This window comes from Pseudomonas frederiksbergensis, from assembly GCF_017114915.1.
In the GTDB taxonomy this organism is placed as follows: domain Bacteria; phylum Pseudomonadota; class Gammaproteobacteria; order Pseudomonadales; family Pseudomonadaceae; genus Aquipseudomonas; species Aquipseudomonas frederiksbergensis_I.
In genome coordinates this window covers 15,672-33,414 of the sequence record NZ_JAAUOE010000040.1, presented here as the reverse complement: position 1 = coordinate 33,414, position 17,743 = coordinate 15,672, and the positions used below count along the sequence as shown (strand labels likewise).

The following is a 17,743-nucleotide window of genomic DNA, read 5'->3' as shown; positions in this document are numbered from 1 at the left end:
CAGTCGTCGTTGAAGGAACTTGTATGCAGTTGGACCCCGCGAGCGGTTGGTGTCAGGGCGTGCGTGTATGCCCTTCGCCCAACTTCAATGCGCGCCCCGAGGGCGAAATTTCCCTGCTGGTGATCCACAACATCAGTCTGCCGCCGGCGCAGTTTCTGACCGGCAAAGTGCAGGAATTTTTCCAGAATCGTCTGGATGTCACGGAGCATCCCTACTTTGCGGGGATCGCCGACCTGCGGGTGTCTGCGCACTTTCTGATTGAACGTGACGGCACCGTCACCCAGTTTGTCTCTTGTCTTGAGCGCGCCTGGCACGCCGGTGTCTCGTGTTTCGAAGGACGGGACACCTGTAACGATTTTTCCGTGGGCATCGAGCTTGAAGGCACGGATGATCTGCCGTTTAGCGACGCCCAGTATCAGGCGTTGACGGCCCTGACCCGACAACTGCAAAGCGCCTTCACGGGCATCACCGCACAACGCATCTGCGGGCATAGCGACATTGCACCCGGGCGCAAGACCGATCCGGGACCGGCGTTCGACTGGGCACGCTATCGCGCGGCCCTGACAAATGCCGCTCAGGAAGAAGAGGAAGGACAATGAGTTTTCTGGTGCTGCTGTTGGCGGTGTGGATCGAAAAATTCTCGGCCCTGCGCCATCGGGTTCAACATGATGGCGGCTGGGTACGCGAGCTGAACAAGCTCGAAGTCAGCCCACGCATGACCAACCGCCCGTGGCTGATACTGGTGGTGCTGGTGTTGTTGCCAGTGGCGCTGCTGGGTTTGTTGTTGGTGGTGCTGGAGCCGGTGGCCTACGGTTTGCTGGCATTGCCGGTGCACTTGCTGGTGGTGATTTACAGCCTGGGCCGGGGCGATCTGCTGGCCGGCCTCGGACCCTTTCGCGACGCCTGGCGCCGGGAAGACCTGCAAGCCGCTGCCCACGTGGCCAAACGCGACCTGGATATCTGCGCCGACAGCGGCGAGCAATTGCTGGAGCGGGTACAAGGGCATTTGCTGTGGGAGGCCTATCAGAGCTTTTTCGCGGTGATCTTCTGGTACTTCCTGCTGGGGCCGGTGGCGGCGCTAAGCTATCGACTGCTGGCTCTGGCCCAAGAGCACGGGCAGAACCCGGCCGTGGTCGAGCGAGCGGCACAACTGCGCCACGCGTTCGATTGGGTGCCGGTGCGGTTGCTGGCGGCGAGTTTCGCGCTGGTCGGCAACTTTGTCTCGGTCGGCCGGGTGATGCTGCACGAACTGCTGAACTGGAACATCGGCGCCGCTCAGTTGATCGAGAAGGTCGGGCTGGTGGCCGGTGAAATTCCGGCGCCGGTGGTCGGCCCGGATGGCATCAATAGCCTGGACCGGATCTGGGAACTGCTGCTGCGCGCTGCGGTGCTTTGGTATGCCGGGTTTGCGTTGTGGACTGTTTTGTCCTGATTTCTGCTTAAAACCAAAAAGATCGCAGCCTTGTAGCAGCTGGCGAAGCCTGCGTTCGGCTGCGAAGCAGTCGTAAATCCTGCAAACGCGGTTAACCTGACAAAACCCGGTGCTTGAGCTGGCGACTGCTTCGCAGCCGAACGCAGGCTTCGCCAGCTGCTACAAGGCTGCGTGTCTGTCGTTAACCTTAAGTTACAAAACCTTCCTCCGATTTAAGCTATACAGGGATAGCGCCAATAGTGGCTATCTGCTGTCTCTGCGCGCCTGCCGATAAAAATAAGAAATCAAAGGGAGACTTCACAGTGAAGAGCTTGCTCTATCCCGCCGTCGCGCTGATGAACCGCCTGAGCTTCGGCATGAAGTTCAGCCTGATCAGCGTGCTGTTCCTCGTGCCGATGCTGGTGACCAATTTCTATCTGGTGCGCGATTCCTATCGCGAATTCCAGGGCACCCGGGTCGAGTTGCAGAGCCTTGACCTGCTGGGCAGCGGCCTGAGCCTGCGTCGAGACCTGGAAACCCTGAACAACCAGGTGCAGATCAACGTCATCCTCGGTCAGTCCGGCAAGGCCGGTCATGTCGAGTCGACGATCAGTGCCTTGGAGCAAAGCGTTCTGAGTCGTTTGCAAGGGCTGGCGGCGATGACCACTGACCCGGAGCAAATCACGTTTTTCGACGGCAAGCGTGATGAAATGATCGCCGCGTTCAAGGCCCAGCAAGCGGAAAACTCCCTGCAAAGCAAAAGCGCACTGATCGGCAAGTTGCTCGGCAACGCGCAGATTTTCAGCCAGATCATCGCCAGTCAGGCCGGCCTGAGCCGCGACAGCCAGAGCGACATGCGTCAGCTGAGCGAACTCATTACCAACGTCACGCCGGCCGTCACCCAGACGCTCGGCGAAGGCCGGGCGATGGGGTCTTACTCGCTGGGCCAGGGCTTCCTCAATTCGGCCTCGAGTACCCGATTCGATGAATTGCTGGCGCAGATCGAAAAACTTCAGGCCGAATATGGTCTGAAACTGCAGGACGCTCTGGGCTCAAGCAAAGCGGCGCACGAAACCCTGGCCGCTCAGGCAGAAAGCAGCAAGGCCTCCCTGAAAAAGGCCAGTGAACTGTTCGAAGAACAGGTGGTGATGGCCGACACTCTTGATGCGCCATGGCAGGCCTTTTTCGATCAGGTCACCGGCCTGATGGACCAGACCTATCAACTCAACGAAGCCACCCTGAAGTTTCTCGGCACCCAGTTGCAGCAGCGGCTGGAGCAGCATCGCACCCACATGGTGTTGCAGGCGGTGGCGCTGGCGCTGGTGTTTGTGTTGATTTTTTACCTCTACGGCGGGTTCTACGCCTCGACCCGCACCACCCTCAAGCGTCTTGGCGCGGTGATGGACAAGGTGGCGGCCGGTGACATGACCGTGACCTTCAGCGCCAACAGCCGCGATGAACTGGGCGAGTTGGGCGAGGTGTTCACCGGCACCGTGAAGAAAATCCATGACCTGATCGAGCGGGTGGGCCAGACCGTCAGTGAGGTCGAGCGCCAGGCCGGACAGGTCGAAAACGTGTCCGCCCAGAGCAACCAGGCGGTGGCGGGGCAGCGCACGCAGATCGAACAGGTCGCGGCGGCGATGAACCAGATGTCAGCCACTTCCCTGGAGGTGGCGCGCAGTGCCTCGGCGGCCGTCAGCAGCGCTCACAGTGTCAACGACGAGACCATCAGCGGTCGCGGATTGGTGGAGTCCCAGCAGGGCAGCATCGCTGCACTGGCCAGTGAGATCGATCAGTCGGTGCGGGTGATCAACCAACTGGCCAGCGACAGCCAATCCATCAGCCGCGTGCTGGAGGTGATCAAAAGCATTGCCGAACAGACCAACCTGCTGGCCCTCAACGCCGCCATCGAAGCCGCGCGCGCGGGTGAGCAGGGCCGTGGTTTTGCGGTGGTGGCGGACGAGGTCCGGACTCTGGCCAAGCGCACCCAGCAATCGACCGAAGAAATCGAGCAGATGATCGCCAAGCTGCACAGCGGTGTCGGTGCGGCGGTCAAGGCCATGGGCACCAGTCATCAAATGGCCAACGGCACGGTCGGGCAGTCGGAAAAGGTCCAGCAGGCGTTGGAAAACATCCTGGGTGCCGTCGGCATGATCGTCGACCAGAACCAGCAGATCGCCGCCGCCGTAGAGCAGCAGACCGCCGTGGCTCACGACATCGACCAGAACATCGTCGAAATCAACCGCGCCGGTGAGCGGACCGCCGAAGGCGCGCACCAGACTGAGAATGCTAGCCGAGCGTTGTCGGCGCAGGTGGTGGAGCTCAAGCAATTGATCAGCGCGTTCCGGGTTTAAGCATGATCGTTCCCACGCTCTGCGTGGGAATGCAGCCCGGGACGCTCCGCGTCCCAAAAGCGTGATCCAGAGCGTCACAGGAGGCATTCCCACGCGGAGCGTGGGAACGATCAGAGCAGATCAATGTGGGAATCAGTGGATTACCAGTTGAACAGCTCACAGGCATTGGCCGTGCTGGCGGCGGCCAGTCGTTCTGGGCTGATCGCCATCATGGCGGCCAGAGCTTCGCAGATCGCCGGCAAATGGGCCGGGCTGTTGCGTTGGCCGGGGAACATGGCGGGAGCCATGTCCGGTGAGTCGGTTTCCAGCACCACCGATTCAAGGGGCAAACCGGCAATCACACGGTGCATGCGCAAGGCCTGCGGCCAAGTCGCGGCGCCGCCGAGGCCGAGTTTGAAACCGAGCTTGATGTATTCGCGAGCCTCTTCCTGGCTCCCGGCGAAGGCATGAATAATCCCCGCCCGTTTCAAGCGAAACCGTTTGAGTGTGGCGATCACCGCCGCATGGCTGCGTCGCACGTGAATCAATGCGGGCAGATTGAAGTCCGCCGCCAGTTGCAGTTGGGCGTCGAACAGCGCTTGCTGACGTTCACGATCCAGGGTTTCGATAAAGTAATCCAGACCGATCTCGCCCACCGCGCATAGCTGTCGATGGCCCGCCAGGCGCGTCAGCCAGTCACCGAGTTCGGTCAAATTCTCGGGGCGATGGTCATCCAGATACACCGGGTGCAAACCCAACGCGGCGTGCAGATCGGGATCGCTTTGCACCAGGTCCCAGACCCGCTGCCAATTGGCCTGATAAACCCCCAGCACCACCATCCGCCGCACGCCCAGGGCGCGGCTCTCGGCCAGCAGCGCCTGACGGTCCTGGTCGAAGTCCGGAAAATCCAGATGAGTGTGGGTGTCGATCAGCTCCACGGTTCAGTCCTGATGAATACGCTGCTTGAAGGTCCGCGCGATGGCCTGCACACCGGGCTGGTAATCGGCCTGTTCGATGGCGGCCAATGCCAGTTCCAGGGCTTTGTCGGCAATCAGCTGATGTTGCTGGGACATGGCGTTGACCGGCAACGGCAAGAAGTCCAGTAACTGCGTATCACCGAAGGTGCCCAGGCGCAGCGGGCGGTTTTTCAGCGGGAAATCGTGCAAGGCATCGAACACGCCCTGAAGCAGCACGTAAGACGTGGTCACCAGCGCATCCGGCAAATGGCCCAGACGTTGAATTAACGCTTCCATCAATTGTTTGCCGCACTCACGGCTGAACGACTCGCCGTGCTCGATCAACGCTTCGCCTTTGAAACCGTTCAGCGCTTGCTTGAAACCCGCCGCCCGCTCCTGGCTGATACTCAATTCAGGGCGTGCGCCGATCAGCGCAATCTGCTTGGGCAGCGGGTCCAGCAAGCTGCGGGTCAGGTGCAGACTGGCTTCGCGGTCGTCGCTGATGACCGAGCAGAAATGCTCGGGCTCCATTACCCGGTCGATGGCGATGATCGGAATGCCTTTGGCCTGCAACTGGCGATAGCTGTCATCGCCGGCGGGCAGGCAACTGGCGACGATCAATCCATCGCAGCGGCGGGCGCGGAACAGTTGCAACAGTTGCCGTTCACTGTCCGGCGCATCGTCGGAGCTGGCGATCAGCAGTTGATAGCCGCGAGCCCGGGCGCCTTGTTCCAGCAGTTTGGCGATTCGCGCGTAACTGGGGTTTTCCAGGTCCGGCAGAATGAAACCCAGGGTGCGGGTGTGCCGACTGCGCAGCCCGGCGGCCTGAGGGTTGGGCGTGAAGCCATGTTGTTCCACCACCGCCCGCACGCGCTCGACGGTGGCGCTGCTGATGCGTTGCTGTTCGGCCTTGCCGTTGATGACATAACTGGCGGTGGTCACGGAGACGCCGGCCAACTGTGCAATATCACTGAGTTTCAACCCGGTATTCCTTGTTTTTTTAAGCGTGTCGCAACATTTTCGCCAATCCTACCCGAACCAGGCAGACGACCATTGTCGCAGCTTGTCCGACAATTGGACTTCAAGGATGAGACATTATCGAGTAACGTGCCTAATATTCTAGATTAAACGTTTCAGCAGGCGTATTTTCTACGTTATAGGTCGCTTTGGACGGTTCTGCCGCGAAACCGCCAAAACTGCCCCCTGAAAAGGCGTTCCCAAGGGCCTAAGCTGAATCAATCAAAACAATACCTGGCGTCACACGGCGCCAAAAAGGAGAAAGCATGCTCGAGCTCACCATAGAGCAGATATCCATGGGCCAGTCGGCTGTGGATAAAGCCACCGCCTTGCAATTGATCGCTGACCGACTCGTGACCGATGGCCTGGTGGACGACGGCTATCTCGCGGGCTTGCAGGCCCGGGAAGCCCAGGGCTCGACCTTTTTAGGCCAAGGTATTGCCATCCCCCACGGCACTCCCGAAACCCGCGATCAGGTGTTCGCCACCGGCGTGCGGCTGATGCAGTTTCCTGAAGGCGTGGACTGGGGCGACGGCCAGATCGTTTATCTGGCCATCGGTATCGCCGCCAAATCCGATGAACACCTGCGCCTGCTGCAACTGCTGACCCGTGCCCTCGGTGAAACCGACCTGGGCCAGGCCCTGCGCCGCGCCAGTTCTGCCGAAGCCTTGCTGAAACTGCTGCAAGGTGCACCGCAAGAGCTGGCGCTGGACGCACAGATGATCGGTCTGGGCGTGTCCGCCGATGATTTCGAAGAACTGGTCTGGCGCGGTGCCCGCTTGCTGCGTCAGGCCGATTGCGTGAGCGGCGGTTTTGCCGGTGTCCTGCAGCAAGTCGAAGCGCTGCCCCTGGGCGATGGCCTGTGGTGGCTGCACAGCGAACAAATGGTGAAGCGCCCGGGCCTTGCGTTCGTTACCCCGGACAAACCCATCCGCTACCTCGGCCAGCCGTTGAGCGGTCTGTTCTGCCTGGCCAGCCTCGGTGAAGCCCATCAGGCGCTGCTCGAACGCCTTTGCGCGTTGCTGATCGAAGGCCGTGGTCATGAATTGGGTCGCGCCACCAGCAGCCGCGCGGTGCTGGAAGTCCTGGGCGGTGAAGTGCCGGCGGACTGGCCGAGCGCGCGCATTGCCCTGGCCAACGCCCATGGCTTGCATGCGCGCCCGGCGAAGATCCTCGCGCAACTGGCGAAAAGTTTTGAAGGTGAAATCCGCGTGCGCATCGTCGATGGCCACGACAGCGCGGTGTCGGTGAAGAGTTTGAGCAAACTGCTCAGCCTCGGTGCCCGTCGCGGTCAGGTGCTGGAGTTCATCGCCGAACCCACCATCGCCGCCGATGCCTTGCCCGCCTTGCTGGCGGCCATCGAAGAAGGCCTCGGTGAAGAAGTCGAGCCGCTGCCTGTGGTGAGCCAGCAGCGCGAAGTGCTCGCCGAAGTTGCCGAAGTGCTGCTCGCACCCGCGTCCGGCAGCCTGATTCAGGCGATTGCCGCCGCCCCTGGGATCGCCATCGGCCCGGCGCATATTCAAGTGCTGCAAGTCATCGATTACCCGCTGCGCGGTGAGTCCGCCGCCATCGAGCGTGAACGTCTCAAGCAAGCGCTGGCGGATGTGCGTCGCGACATCGAAGGCCTGATCGAACGCAGCAAGGCCAAAGCGATTCGCGAGATCTTCATCACCCATCAGGAAATGCTCGACGACCCGGAACTGACCGACGAAGTCGAAACCCGCCTCAAGCAAGGCGAAAGCGCTGAAGCGGCGTGGATGACGGTGATCGAAGCCGCCGCCAAACAACAGGAATCGCTGCAGGACGCCTTGCTCGCCGAACGTGCCGCCGACTTGCGCGACATTGGCCGTCGAGTGCTGGCGCAATTGAGTGGCGTAGAAACCCCGGTGGAACCTGCGCAGCCCTACATTCTGGTGATGGACGAAGTCGGCCCCTCGGATGTGGCACGCCTCGATCCGACCCGTGTGGCCGGCATTCTCACCGCTCGCGGTGGCGCCACGGCCCACAGCGCCATCGTCGCCCGGGCCTTGGGGATTCCGGCATTGGTGGGCGCCGGTGCCGCCGTGTTGCTGCTGAAACCGGGCACGCCGCTGTTGATCGATGGTCAACGCGGTCGCCTGCACGTGGACGCCGATGCCGCCACCCTGCAGCGCGCCACCGAAGAGCGCGACACCCGTGAACTGCGCCTCAAGGCCGCCGCCGAACAACGCCATCAACCGGCGCTGACCTCCGACGGCCACCCGGTGGAAGTGTTCGCCAATATCGGTGAAAGCGCCGGCGTCACCAGTGCAGTGGAGCAGGGTGCCGAAGGCATCGGCCTGCTGCGCACCGAACTGATTTTCATGGCCCACTCGCAAGCGCCGGACGAAGCCACCCAGGAAGTCGAATACCGTCGCGTACTCGATGGCCTGGCCGGCCGACCGCTGGTGGTGCGCACCCTCGACGTCGGCGGCGACAAACCGCTGCCGTACTGGCCGATCGCGAAAGAAGAAAACCCGTTCCTCGGGGTGCGTGGCATCCGCCTGACCCTGCAACGTCCGCAGGTCATGGAAGCGCAATTGCGCGCCTTGCTGCGTGCGGCGGACAACCGTCCACTGCGGATCATGTTCCCGATGGTCGGCAGCGTCGATGAGTGGCGTCAGGCTCGGGACATGACCGAACGTCTGCGCCTGGAAATCCCGGTTGCGGACCTGCAACTGGGGATCATGATCGAAGTGCCGTCGGCCGCCTTGTTGGCGCCGGTGCTGGCCAAAGAGGTGGACTTCTTCAGCGTCGGCACCAACGACCTGACGCAATACACCCTGGCCATCGACCGTGGTCATCCCACGTTGTCGGCCCAGGCCGACGGCTTGCATCCGGCGGTGCTGCAACTGATCGACATCACCGTGCGCGCGGCTCATGCTCATGGCAAGTGGGTCGGCGTGTGCGGTGAACTGGCGGCGGATCCGCTGGCGGTGCCGGTGCTGGTGGGCCTGGGTGTGGATGAGTTGAGCGTGTCGGGCCGCAGCATTGCCGAGGTCAAGGCGCGCATTCGTGAACTCAGCCTGACCCAGACTCAAACCCTTGCCCAACAGGCCCTGGCCGTGGGCAGCGCGAACGAAGTCCGCGCATTAGTGGAGGCCCTGTAATGGCCAAGATCTTAACCCTGACCCTTAATCCGGCGCTGGACCTCACCGTTCAATTGCCGCTTCTTACACCCGGTCAGGTCAATCGTAGCGACGAAATGCACACCCATGCCGCCGGTAAAGGGGTGAACGTAGCGCAGGTGCTGGCGGACCTCGGGCATCAACTGACCGTCAGCGGTTTTCTCGGGGCCGACAACCTTCAGGCATTCGAAACCCTGTTCGCCAAACGCGGTTTTGTCGACGCGTTTATCCGTGTTCCGGGCGAGACCCGCAGCAACCTCAAACTGGCCGAACACGACGGGCGCATCACCGACATCAACGGCCCGGGGCCGGTGATCGGCGCGGCGGCGCAACAGGCGCTGCTGGATCGCCTGGCGCAGATCGCGCCGGGGCATGACGCGGTAGTGGTTGCCGGCAGTTTGCCGCGCGGGGTCAGTGCGCAGTGGTTACGGGAGTTGATCGAGCGCTTGAATCAAATCGGCTTGAAAGTCGCCCTCGACACCAGTGGCGAGGCGCTACGAACGGCGCTCAAGGCCGGCCCGTGGCTGATTAAACCGAATACCGAAGAACTGGCCGACGCACTCGATTGCGAAGTGGTTTCGCACACGGCCCAGTCCGAGGCGGCGAGCCGTTTGCATGCCCATGGCATCGAGCATGTGGTGATTTCCGACGGAGCCAATGGGGTGAGTTGGTTCAGTGTCGGCTCGGCCATGCACGCCACGCCGCCCAAGGTCAGCGTGGTCAGCACCGTCGGTGCGGGGGATTCGTTGTTGGCGGGGATGCTGCACGGCTTGCTCAGTGCCGATACGCCTGAACAAACCTTGCGCACCGCCACCGCAATTGCTGCCATGGCGGTCACCCAGATCGGTTTTGGCATCGGCGACGCCGCGCAACTGGCGCAGCTCGAACAGGGCGTGCGCGTGCGCCCCCTGACAGAACAATAAGAGGGTTTGCAATGAAATTAGCCATTGTTACGGCCTGCCCGAACGGCATGGTCACCAGTGTGCTCTGCGCTCGTCTGCTCGATGCAGCGGCCCAGCGTCAGGGTTGGAGCACCAGTGTCGAAGTCGTTGATGCAGCCCATCCGGAACGTCAATTGTCGGCGGCGACCATCGAGGCTGCCGAGTGGGTGTTGCTGGTCACCAGCGCGCCGGTGGATATGTCGCGGTTCATCGGCAAGCGCGTGTTCCAGAGCACCCCGGCCCAAGCCCTGCAAGATGTCGAAGCGGTGCTGCGCCGTGGGGTAGAGGAAGCCGAAGTTTACGTCGCGCCCCAAGCCTCAGCCGAGCCTGCTGCGGTGGTTAAAAATGCACCGCGGCTGGTGGCCGTTACCGCGTGCCCGACCGGCGTTGCCCACACCTTCATGGCCGCCGAAGCCTTGCAGCAAGCGGCCAAGCGCCTGGGCTACGACCTGCAAGTGGAAACCCAGGGCTCGGTCGGCGCGCGCAATCCGCTCAGCGCAGAGGCGATTGCCGATGCTGATGTGGTGCTGTTGGCGGCCGACATCGAAGTCGCCACAGAGCGTTTCGCCGGCAAGAAAATCTACCGCTGCGGCACGGGCATCGCGCTGAAACAGGCTGAAGCCACGCTGAACAAAGCCCTGGCCGAAGGCAAGCAGGAAAGCGCTTCGACCGGCGCCAAAGGCCCGGCCAAACAAGAGAAGACCGGCATCTACAAACACTTGCTGACCGGTGTCTCGTACATGTTGCCGATGGTGGTGGCGGGCGGTCTGATGATCGCCTTGTCCTTCGTGTTCGGCATCACCGCGTTCAAGGAAGAAGGTACGCTGGCGGCCGCGCTGATGCAGATCGGCGGCGAGACGGCGTTCAAGCTGATGGTGCCGCTGCTGGCGGGGTACATCGCTTACTCGATCGCCGACCGCCCGGGCCTGGCGCCGGGGATGATTGGTGGTTTGCTGGCGAGCACCCTGGGCGCCGGTTTCATCGGCGGGATCGTTGCCGGTTTCATCGCCGGTTACGCGGCCCAGGCGATCAATCGCTATGCGCGCTTGCCGCAAAGCCTCGAGGCGCTGAAACCGATCTTGATCATCCCGTTGCTGGCGAGCCTGTTCACCGGTCTGGTGATGATCTACGTGGTCGGAAAACCGGTGGCCGAAATGCTCGCGGGGCTCACGCACTTCCTCGACAGCATGGGCACCACCAACGCCATCCTGCTCGGTGTGCTGCTGGGCGGGATGATGTGCGTCGACCTCGGCGGGCCGATCAACAAGGCGGCTTACGCGTTTTCGGTGGGGCTGCTGGCGTCGCAGAGTTATGCACCGATGGCCGCGACCATGGCCGCCGGCATGGTGCCGCCGATTGGCCTGGGCATCGCGACGTTCATTGCCCGGCGCAAATTCGCCCAGACGGAGCGCGAGGCCGGTAAAGCGGCGCTGGTGCTGGGGTTGTGCTTTATTTCCGAAGGGGCGATTCCGTTCGCGGCCAAAGACCCGCTGCGGGTGATACCGGCGAGCATCGCCGGCGGTGCGCTGACCGGCGCGTTGTCGATGTACTTCGGCTGCAAACTGATGGCGCCTCACGGTGGGTTGTTCGTGATGCTGATTCCGAATGCGATCAACCATGCGCTGTTGTACCTGCTGGCGATTGTCGCCGGGAGTTTGCTGACGGCGGTGGTGTATTCGGTGCTCAAGCGGCCGGAAACAGTGGAGTTGGCGCTGGAACCGGCTAACGCTTAACAACAAAAGATCGCAGCCTTCGGCTGCTCCTACAGTGGTCAATGTGTAGGAGCTGCCGAAGGCTGCGATCTTTTTTGTGTCATGCCGGTTTCACACGGCCATGCTTTAGTTTTCCTTTTTCAGGGAGAACACCATGAGCGATTTCGACCTCGGCCGCCGTCGTGTCATGCAAGCCGTTGGCGCCGGGCTGTTGTTGCCCGGCCTGGCCCCGGCGGTGATCGCTTCGGTCAAGGATCGGCCGCAACTGACCGATGGCGTGCAGTCCGGCGACTTGCTGGGCGACCGGGCGATGATCTGGAGCCGCAGCGACCGTGCGGCGCGGATGGTGGTGGAATGGGACACGCGCAGCCTGTTCAGCAACCCGCGTCGATTCGTCTCGCCACTGGCCGATGCCCGCACTGACTTTACCGCACGGGCCGAACTCACCGGCCTGCCCGCCGATCAGGCGATTTTCTATCGCGTGACGTTCGAAGACGCCCAGAGCGGTGTCGCCAGTGAACCCTGGTTCGGTCATCTGCGCAGTATGCCAAGTGCGCGGCGGGATATTCGCTTCGTCTGGAGCGGTGACACGGTTGGCCAGGGCTTCGGCATCAACCCGGACATCGGCGGCATGCGCATCTACGAAGCCATGCGTCTGCGCCTGCCGGACTTTTTTATCCACAGCGGCGACACCATCTACGCCGACGGCCCGGTGCCGGCGCAACTGACCACCGAAAGCGGTCGGGTGTGGCGCAACCTCACCAGCGAAGCCAAGAGCAAAGTCGCCGAAACCCTCGACGACTATCGCGGCAATTACCGCTACAACCTGATGGACGAAAACGTCCGCCGCTTCAACGCCGAAGTGCCGCAGATCTGGCAGTGGGACGACCACGAAGTGGTGAACAACTGGTCGCCGGGCAAGCAACTGGATGATCGCTACAAGAGCAAAGATATCCACAGCCTGGTGGGCCGCGCACGGCAGGCCTGGCTCGAATATGCGCCGATGCGTTTACAGAGCGCCGACGGTGGCGGGCGGATTTATCGCAAGCTCAGCTATGGGCCGCTGCTCGATGTGTTCGTGCTCGACATGCGCAGTTATCGCGGTGCCAATGACGACAACCTCGGTGCCGCCAAACCGTTCCTCGGTCGCGAACAACTGGACTGGCTCAAACGTGAATTGAAAGGCTCCCAGGCCCAATGGAAAGTCATCGCCGCCGACATGCCCATCGGCCTTGGGGTACCCGATGGCGAAGTCAGCCCTGGTGTGGCGCGCTGGGAAGCGGTGGCCAACGGGGATTCAGGCCCGGCTCAGGGCCGTGAAGTGGAAATCGCTGAATTACTGGGTTTTCTACGGGCGCAGCAGGTGCGCAATTTCGTCTGGCTGACAGCGGATGTGCATTATTGCGCGGCGCACCACTATCACCCGGAGCGTGCGGCGTTTCAGGATTTCGAACCGTTCTGGGAGTTTGTCGCCGGGCCGCTGAATGCAGGGAGCTTCGGGCCCAATGCGCTGGATAAAACCTTTGGCCCCGACGTGGTGTTCCAGAAGGCGCCAGAGGCGCAGAACACCTCGCCGTTTGCCGGGTTTCAGTTTTTTGGCGAGGTGAACATCGATGGGCAGACGGGGGAGCTGAGTGTGGTGCTGCGGGATCTGGATGGGGTGGGGGTGTTTGAGCGCACGTTGCAGCCGGTTTGAGGGTCTGGCTGTGGCGAGGGGGCTTGCCCCCGTTGGGCTGCGAAGCGGCCCCAAAATCTCTGATGTACCTAAGATCTTGTGAGTGCTACGCACTCAAACGGGGGCAAGCCCCCTCGCCACAGGTCGCTCCCACAGGGATCAATGGTGTCAGTAGACGTCGCGGCGGTAGCGGCCTTGTTCGATCAGGCGCTCGACTTCAGCAGCGCCGAGCACATCGTTGAGCACTTGATCCACGCCTGAAGCCATCCCTTGCAAGCTGCCGCAGATGTAAATCACGGCGCCGTCGGCCAGCCATTTCTTCAGTTCACCGGCAGACTCGCGCAGGCGATCCTGCACATAGATCTTCTCGGCCTGATCCCGGGAGAACGCCAGGTCCAGACGCGCCAGATCACCGTTGATCAACCACTCTTCCAGTTCCACACGGCACAGGTAGTCATGTTCGCGGTTGCGCTCGCCGAACAGCAGCCAGTGACGTTGCTGGCCATCGGCAATCCGTGCCTTGAGCAAACTGCGCAACCCGGCCAGCCCGGTGCCGTTGCCCAGCAGGATCATCGGTACCGGTTCGTTCGGCAGATGGAAGCCGCTGTTGCGCCGCACCCGCAAACGGATGCTGCTACCCACCGGAGCATGTTCGGTCAACCAGCCGGAGCCGATGCCCAGGCTGCCGTCGGGATGCAGTTCCTGACGTACGATCAATTCCAGCACGCCGTCGGCGGCAATCGAGGCGATGGAGTATTCGCGCATGGCCAATGGCACCAAAGCGTCCGCCAGCGCTTGCGCGTGCAGGCCGACCAGATGGGCGCGGTTCTCGGGCAGTTGGCGGCTGGCCAGGGCTTGTTCCAGAGAGTGCGGCAGGCCATCGAGCGCTACCGTGGCGCGACCGTCGATGCCCAAGCCATCGAGGAAATGCTCGATGGCCCACGGGCAATTGCGCGGCAGCACTTCCACCAGGTCACCGGCCAGCCAACTGCTGGTGGTGGGGGCGCTGAGGCCGAGCAAGTACACGGGCGAGCCGCTGCTATCCGGGTTCATGCGTTCGCGGCGGGTCAGGGTCCAGTTGTCGTAGCTGGGCGCTTGCCAGGTGTCGACCGGCGCCTGACCGGTCAGCAGGCCGAGTTGCTGCTGCCAGTGACGCAAGGCGTAAGGATCACCACCGTCGACTTCCACTGGGGCAAATAAGGTCTTGCCGCCGTGCTCGCCCAGCCAGGAGTGCAAACGACGGGCGAAGCCGCAGAAGTGTTGATACTGACGGTCACCGAGGCCCAGCACCGCATAGTTCAGGCTTTCGAGGCTCGGTGCACGACCCAGCACTTTGCGTTCGAATCCTCGGGCGCTGTCCGGCGCTTCTCCGTCGCCGAAAGTGCTGACCACAAACAACGCGTTGCTGGAATCTCGCAGGTCCTGTTCGCTGACATTGGCCAACGGTTGCACCTTCACCGGCAATCCGGCGGCCTGTAATTGCCCGGCGGTCTGCCAGGCCAGTTGTTCCGCGAATCCGCTCTGGCTGGCGAAGCCGATCAGCCATGCCGGTGCGTCGCTACCCGGTTGCGCAAGGCCTTTGCGGGCATCCTTGATCTGACGTTTCTTGCGCCGACGGTCCAGGTACAGCAACCAGCCCGTGACGAAAAACAGCGGCATGCTCAGCGCGGTGACGGTCAGGATGATCCGCCCGACCACTCCGAAATAACTGCCGACGTGCAGCGCATAAATACTGGTCAGCAGTTGCGCCTTGAGGCTCTTGTCGCTGTAGCGGTCATGACGGCTGACGATGCCGGTCGCCGGATCGAGGATGATCTGATTCCGTGCCTGGTTGTGGGGTGAATCCTTGAGCAGGTAGAACACGGTTGCCGGTTGCCCGGCCACGGGCGGCATACGGACGTTGTAGGACGAAAGACCAGGGCCGGCGGCGCTGTAGATGCTGCTCCACATGGCGCTGTAATCGGCGGTGGGGGCCGGGCCGCTTGGCGCAGGGCCGCGACCACTGCGCACCCGCTCGTTCTGCGGCGAGTCGGAAAGCAGCCGGGTCAGGCCTTTGTTATACCACTCGTAAGACCAGGACAACCCGGTCAGTGCCGCCAAAAGGTAGAACACCAGGCACCAGGTGCCGGCCACCGAGTGCAAATCCCAGTTGAAGCTGCGGCCCTTTTTCTTCCAGTCCAGGGTCAGCCAGGCACGCCAGCTTTTCCACTGGCGCGGCCAGCGCAGGTACAGGCCGGACAGGCAGAAGAACACCAGAATCAGCGTACAGGCGCCGGTGATCTGCCGGCCGGTATCGCCCATGGCCAATACCCGGTGCAGTTGCAGCATCAGGTCAAAGAAGTCCTGGCCGGTGACCTCGCCCATGAACTGGCCGGTATAGGGATCGAAGTAACGCATCGGCCCGCGACGTTCGCCAGGTGGCGCCGTGAAGATCACCCGCGCGGCGTTGCCGCTGTCGATCTCGACCCAGAGCATCGAGACGGTCTTGCCCGAAGCCCCTTCGATTTTCTCCACCAGCTCGGCTGGCGGCAGCACGCCGGCGGCCTGCTTTTCGACATGCAGCACAGAGGGGTTCAACGCCCGCAGGATTTCATCCTGAAACGATACCGTCGCCCCGGTGATGCCCATCAGGGCCAGGACCAGTCCGGCGCTGATGCCGAAAAACCAGTGCAACTGGAACAGGGATTTCTTCAACACGTCGCTCGCCTTGTTCGTTCGAAAGTCATCATCACGGCGCGCATTATGCCGTGAGTTGTCGAGAAAGATTCTTTTTTACACAAAAAGCCCCGTTCACTTCGATGAACGGGGCTTTTGCCTGAGGGCCTCCACGCTTCGGTGATAGATCGTTCCCACGCTCCCGCGTGGGAATGCAGCCCGGGACGCTCTGCGTCCCATCCAAAGCCGAACGCGGAGCGTCCGTTGAGGCATTCCTTTGCTGCGCGTGGGAACGATCATCGCAGGCACAAAAAAGCCCATGACACGTCATGGGCTTTTTGATTTCTGCGTGCAGCGCTTACACGTAGAACGACTTCAGCGGCGGAAAGCCATTGAACTCAACCGCGCTGTAGCTGGTGGTGTACGCACCGGTCGACAGCCAGTACAAACGATCGCCGATCGCCAGGTTCAGCGGCAGGCCGTACTTGTAGTTTTCGTACATGATGTCGGCGCTGTCGCAGGTTGGGCCGGCGATGACCACTTCTTCCATCTCGCCTTTTTTCTCGGTCCAGATCGGGAACTTGATGGCTTCGTCCATGGTTTCGATCAGGCCGGAGAATTTGCCCACATCCGTGTACACCCATCGCTCGACGGCGGTACGGGATTTACGTGCAACCAACACCACTTCGCTGACCAGAATGCCGGCGTTGGCAATCAGCGAACGGCCTGGCTCCAGAATGATTTCCGGCAGGTCGTCGCCGAAGTCTTCCTTGAGGAAGCGGATGATTTCCTCAGCATAGGTTTCCAGGCTGTTGGTGCGGGTGATGTAGTTGGCCGGGAAGCCGCCGCCCATGTTGATCAGCTTCAGGTGAATGCCGTCTTCTTCTTTCAGGCGTTCGAAGATCACCTTGACCTTGGCGATCGCCGCGTCCCAGACGCTGATGTCGCGCTGCTGCGAGCCGACGTGGAACGAAATGCCGTAAGGCACCAGGCCCAGGTCACGGGCGAGGATCAGCAGGTCCATGGCCATGTCGGTCTGGCAGCCGAATTTGCGCGACAAAGGCCAGTCGGCGGTGGTCGAGCCTTCAGTCAGGATACGCACGTAGACTTTCGAGCCTGGAGCGGCCTTGGCGATGTTGCGCAGGTCGGCTTCGGAGTCGGTGGCATACAGACGCACGCCCTTGTCGTAGAAGTAGCGAATGTCCTTGGATTTCTTGATGGTGTTGCCGTAGCTGATCTGATCCGGGCCGACGCCGCGGCTCAGCACTTTGTCCAGCTCATAGATCGAGGCGATGTCGAAGCTCGAACCTTTCTCTTTGAGCAGGTCGATGATTTCCACGGCCGGGTTGGCCTTTACCGCGTAGTAGACCTTGGCGAACTCGAAACCGGCGCGCAGGTCGTCATAGGCCTGGCTGATCATCGCGGTGTCGATCACCACGAACGGGGTTTCCTGTTTGTCGGCGAAGGCCTTCATTTTCTGAAAGGTTTCGCGCGCGAAATAATCTTCGACCTGAATCGACATACCTGGGAGCTCCTATGGGCAAACTCGTAAAAACAATGGGTGCAAATGAACGTCCTCCGTATCCCCACTTTGGTTCGCCTACTTCCCAAGGCATGTCGCCGAAAGCAAAAAGGCCATGGGAGGCGGTGCTTCCCTTGGCCTTGCTGTCTCGTCGTCAGTACTTGAGCCGGATGGATCGTTTCCAGCATGGACGTTCGGCGCGAACTTTAGGGCGTGAGGGGCTTGAGATCAACAAAAAATGTCGCGTTTTTGCACGCTTCCGTCGTGCGGTCCCTGACAGCTACTGATGTAACCGACCTGCATGACAGTGTGATGTTCCCCTGGAAGGGATATTCGAGGTGTTTCAGAGGGCGTTGTGGTGCCTCCAATCGCGAG

Annotated in this window: 12 protein-coding genes and 1 pseudogene; 9 read left to right on the top strand and 4 right to left on the bottom strand. The window is 61.7% G+C overall.

Features of this window, described 5'->3' with window-relative positions:
• Positions 1–23 precede the first annotated feature (23 nt).
• The 4 genes and pseudogenes from ampD (at position 24) to HCU66_RS27595 (ending at position 3,765) form a co-directional block, all read left to right on the top strand.
• Positions 24–599 (top strand): 1,6-anhydro-N-acetylmuramyl-L-alanine amidase AmpD, encoded by a 576-nt coding sequence (gene ampD / locus HCU66_RS22580; protein ID WP_205890652.1) that lies wholly within the window; start codon positions 24–26, stop codon positions 597–599.
• Entirely contained in the window at positions 596–1,432 is an 837-nt protein-coding gene (gene ampE, locus HCU66_RS22575; RefSeq protein ID WP_205890651.1) for a regulatory signaling modulator protein AmpE, read from the top strand. The genes ampD and ampE overlap by 4 nt, the downstream gene beginning before the upstream one ends.
• A gap of 335 nt (positions 1,433–1,767) precedes the next feature.
• A pseudogene (locus HCU66_RS27600) lies at positions 1,768–2,859 on the top strand (methyl-accepting chemotaxis protein); the annotation flags it as partial.
• Positions 2,836–3,765: a methyl-accepting chemotaxis protein gene (locus tag HCU66_RS27595; RefSeq protein ID WP_420908072.1), complete on the top strand. Its 930-nt coding sequence runs from the start codon at positions 2,836–2,838 to the stop codon at positions 3,763–3,765. The pseudogene HCU66_RS27600 and the gene HCU66_RS27595, both read left to right, overlap by 24 nt.
• 140 nt (positions 3,766–3,905) lie before the next feature.
• Here HCU66_RS27595 and HCU66_RS22565 read toward each other — a convergent pair whose 3' ends face one another.
• Complete coding sequence (locus HCU66_RS22565; RefSeq protein ID WP_205890649.1) at positions 3,906–4,682, bottom strand: TatD family hydrolase; 777 nt, start codon at positions 4,680–4,682, stop codon at positions 3,906–3,908.
• A 3-nt stretch (positions 4,683–4,685) separates the two neighbouring features.
• The gene (cra, locus tag HCU66_RS22560; RefSeq protein ID WP_205890648.1) at positions 4,686–5,681 is read right to left on the bottom strand and encodes a catabolite repressor/activator; all 996 of its coding nucleotides are present in this window, start codon (positions 5,679–5,681) and stop codon (positions 4,686–4,688) included.
• A gap of 302 nt (positions 5,682–5,983) precedes the next feature.
• On the opposite strand from cra, the gene ptsP reads away from it, so the two are divergent.
• The 4 genes from ptsP to HCU66_RS22540 all read left to right on the top strand — a co-directional run bounded on the left by ptsP (position 5,984) and on the right by HCU66_RS22540 (position 13,212).
• Positions 5,984–8,845, top strand: coding sequence for a phosphoenolpyruvate--protein phosphotransferase (ptsP, locus tag HCU66_RS22555; RefSeq protein WP_205890647.1), 2,862 nt, complete (start codon positions 5,984–5,986; stop codon positions 8,843–8,845).
• The gene (pfkB, locus tag HCU66_RS22550; RefSeq protein ID WP_205890646.1) at positions 8,845–9,786 is read left to right on the top strand and encodes a 1-phosphofructokinase; all 942 of its coding nucleotides are present in this window, start codon (positions 8,845–8,847) and stop codon (positions 9,784–9,786) included. Before ptsP ends, pfkB begins: the two co-directional genes overlap by 1 nt.
• 11 nt (positions 9,787–9,797) lie before the next feature.
• Positions 9,798–11,537, top strand: a complete 1,740-nt coding sequence (locus HCU66_RS22545; RefSeq protein WP_205890645.1) for a PTS fructose-like transporter subunit IIB — start codon at positions 9,798–9,800, stop codon at positions 11,535–11,537.
• A gap of 133 nt (positions 11,538–11,670) precedes the next feature.
• A complete protein-coding gene (locus HCU66_RS22540; RefSeq protein ID WP_205890644.1) occupies positions 11,671–13,212 on the top strand; it encodes an alkaline phosphatase D family protein in 1,542 nt (513 codons plus the stop codon).
• A gap of 147 nt (positions 13,213–13,359) precedes the next feature.
• Here the strand turns inward: HCU66_RS22540 and HCU66_RS22535 are convergent, their stop codons facing one another.
• Complete coding sequence (locus HCU66_RS22535) at positions 13,360–15,888, bottom strand: PepSY domain-containing protein (protein ID WP_205890643.1); 2,529 nt, start codon at positions 15,886–15,888, stop codon at positions 13,360–13,362.
• A 316-nt stretch (positions 15,889–16,204) separates the two neighbouring features.
• Positions 16,205–17,368 carry a type III PLP-dependent enzyme gene (locus HCU66_RS22530; RefSeq protein WP_205890642.1) on the bottom strand — a complete coding sequence of 388 codons (1,164 nt, stop codon included), beginning with the start codon at positions 17,366–17,368 and terminating at the stop codon, positions 16,205–16,207.
• A 14-nt stretch (positions 17,369–17,382) separates the two neighbouring features.
• On the opposite strand from HCU66_RS22530, the gene HCU66_RS22525 reads away from it, so the two are divergent.
• Complete coding sequence (locus tag HCU66_RS22525; RefSeq protein ID WP_205890641.1) at positions 17,383–17,655, top strand: hypothetical protein; 273 nt, start codon at positions 17,383–17,385, stop codon at positions 17,653–17,655.
• Positions 17,656–17,743: the final 88 nt, after the last annotated feature.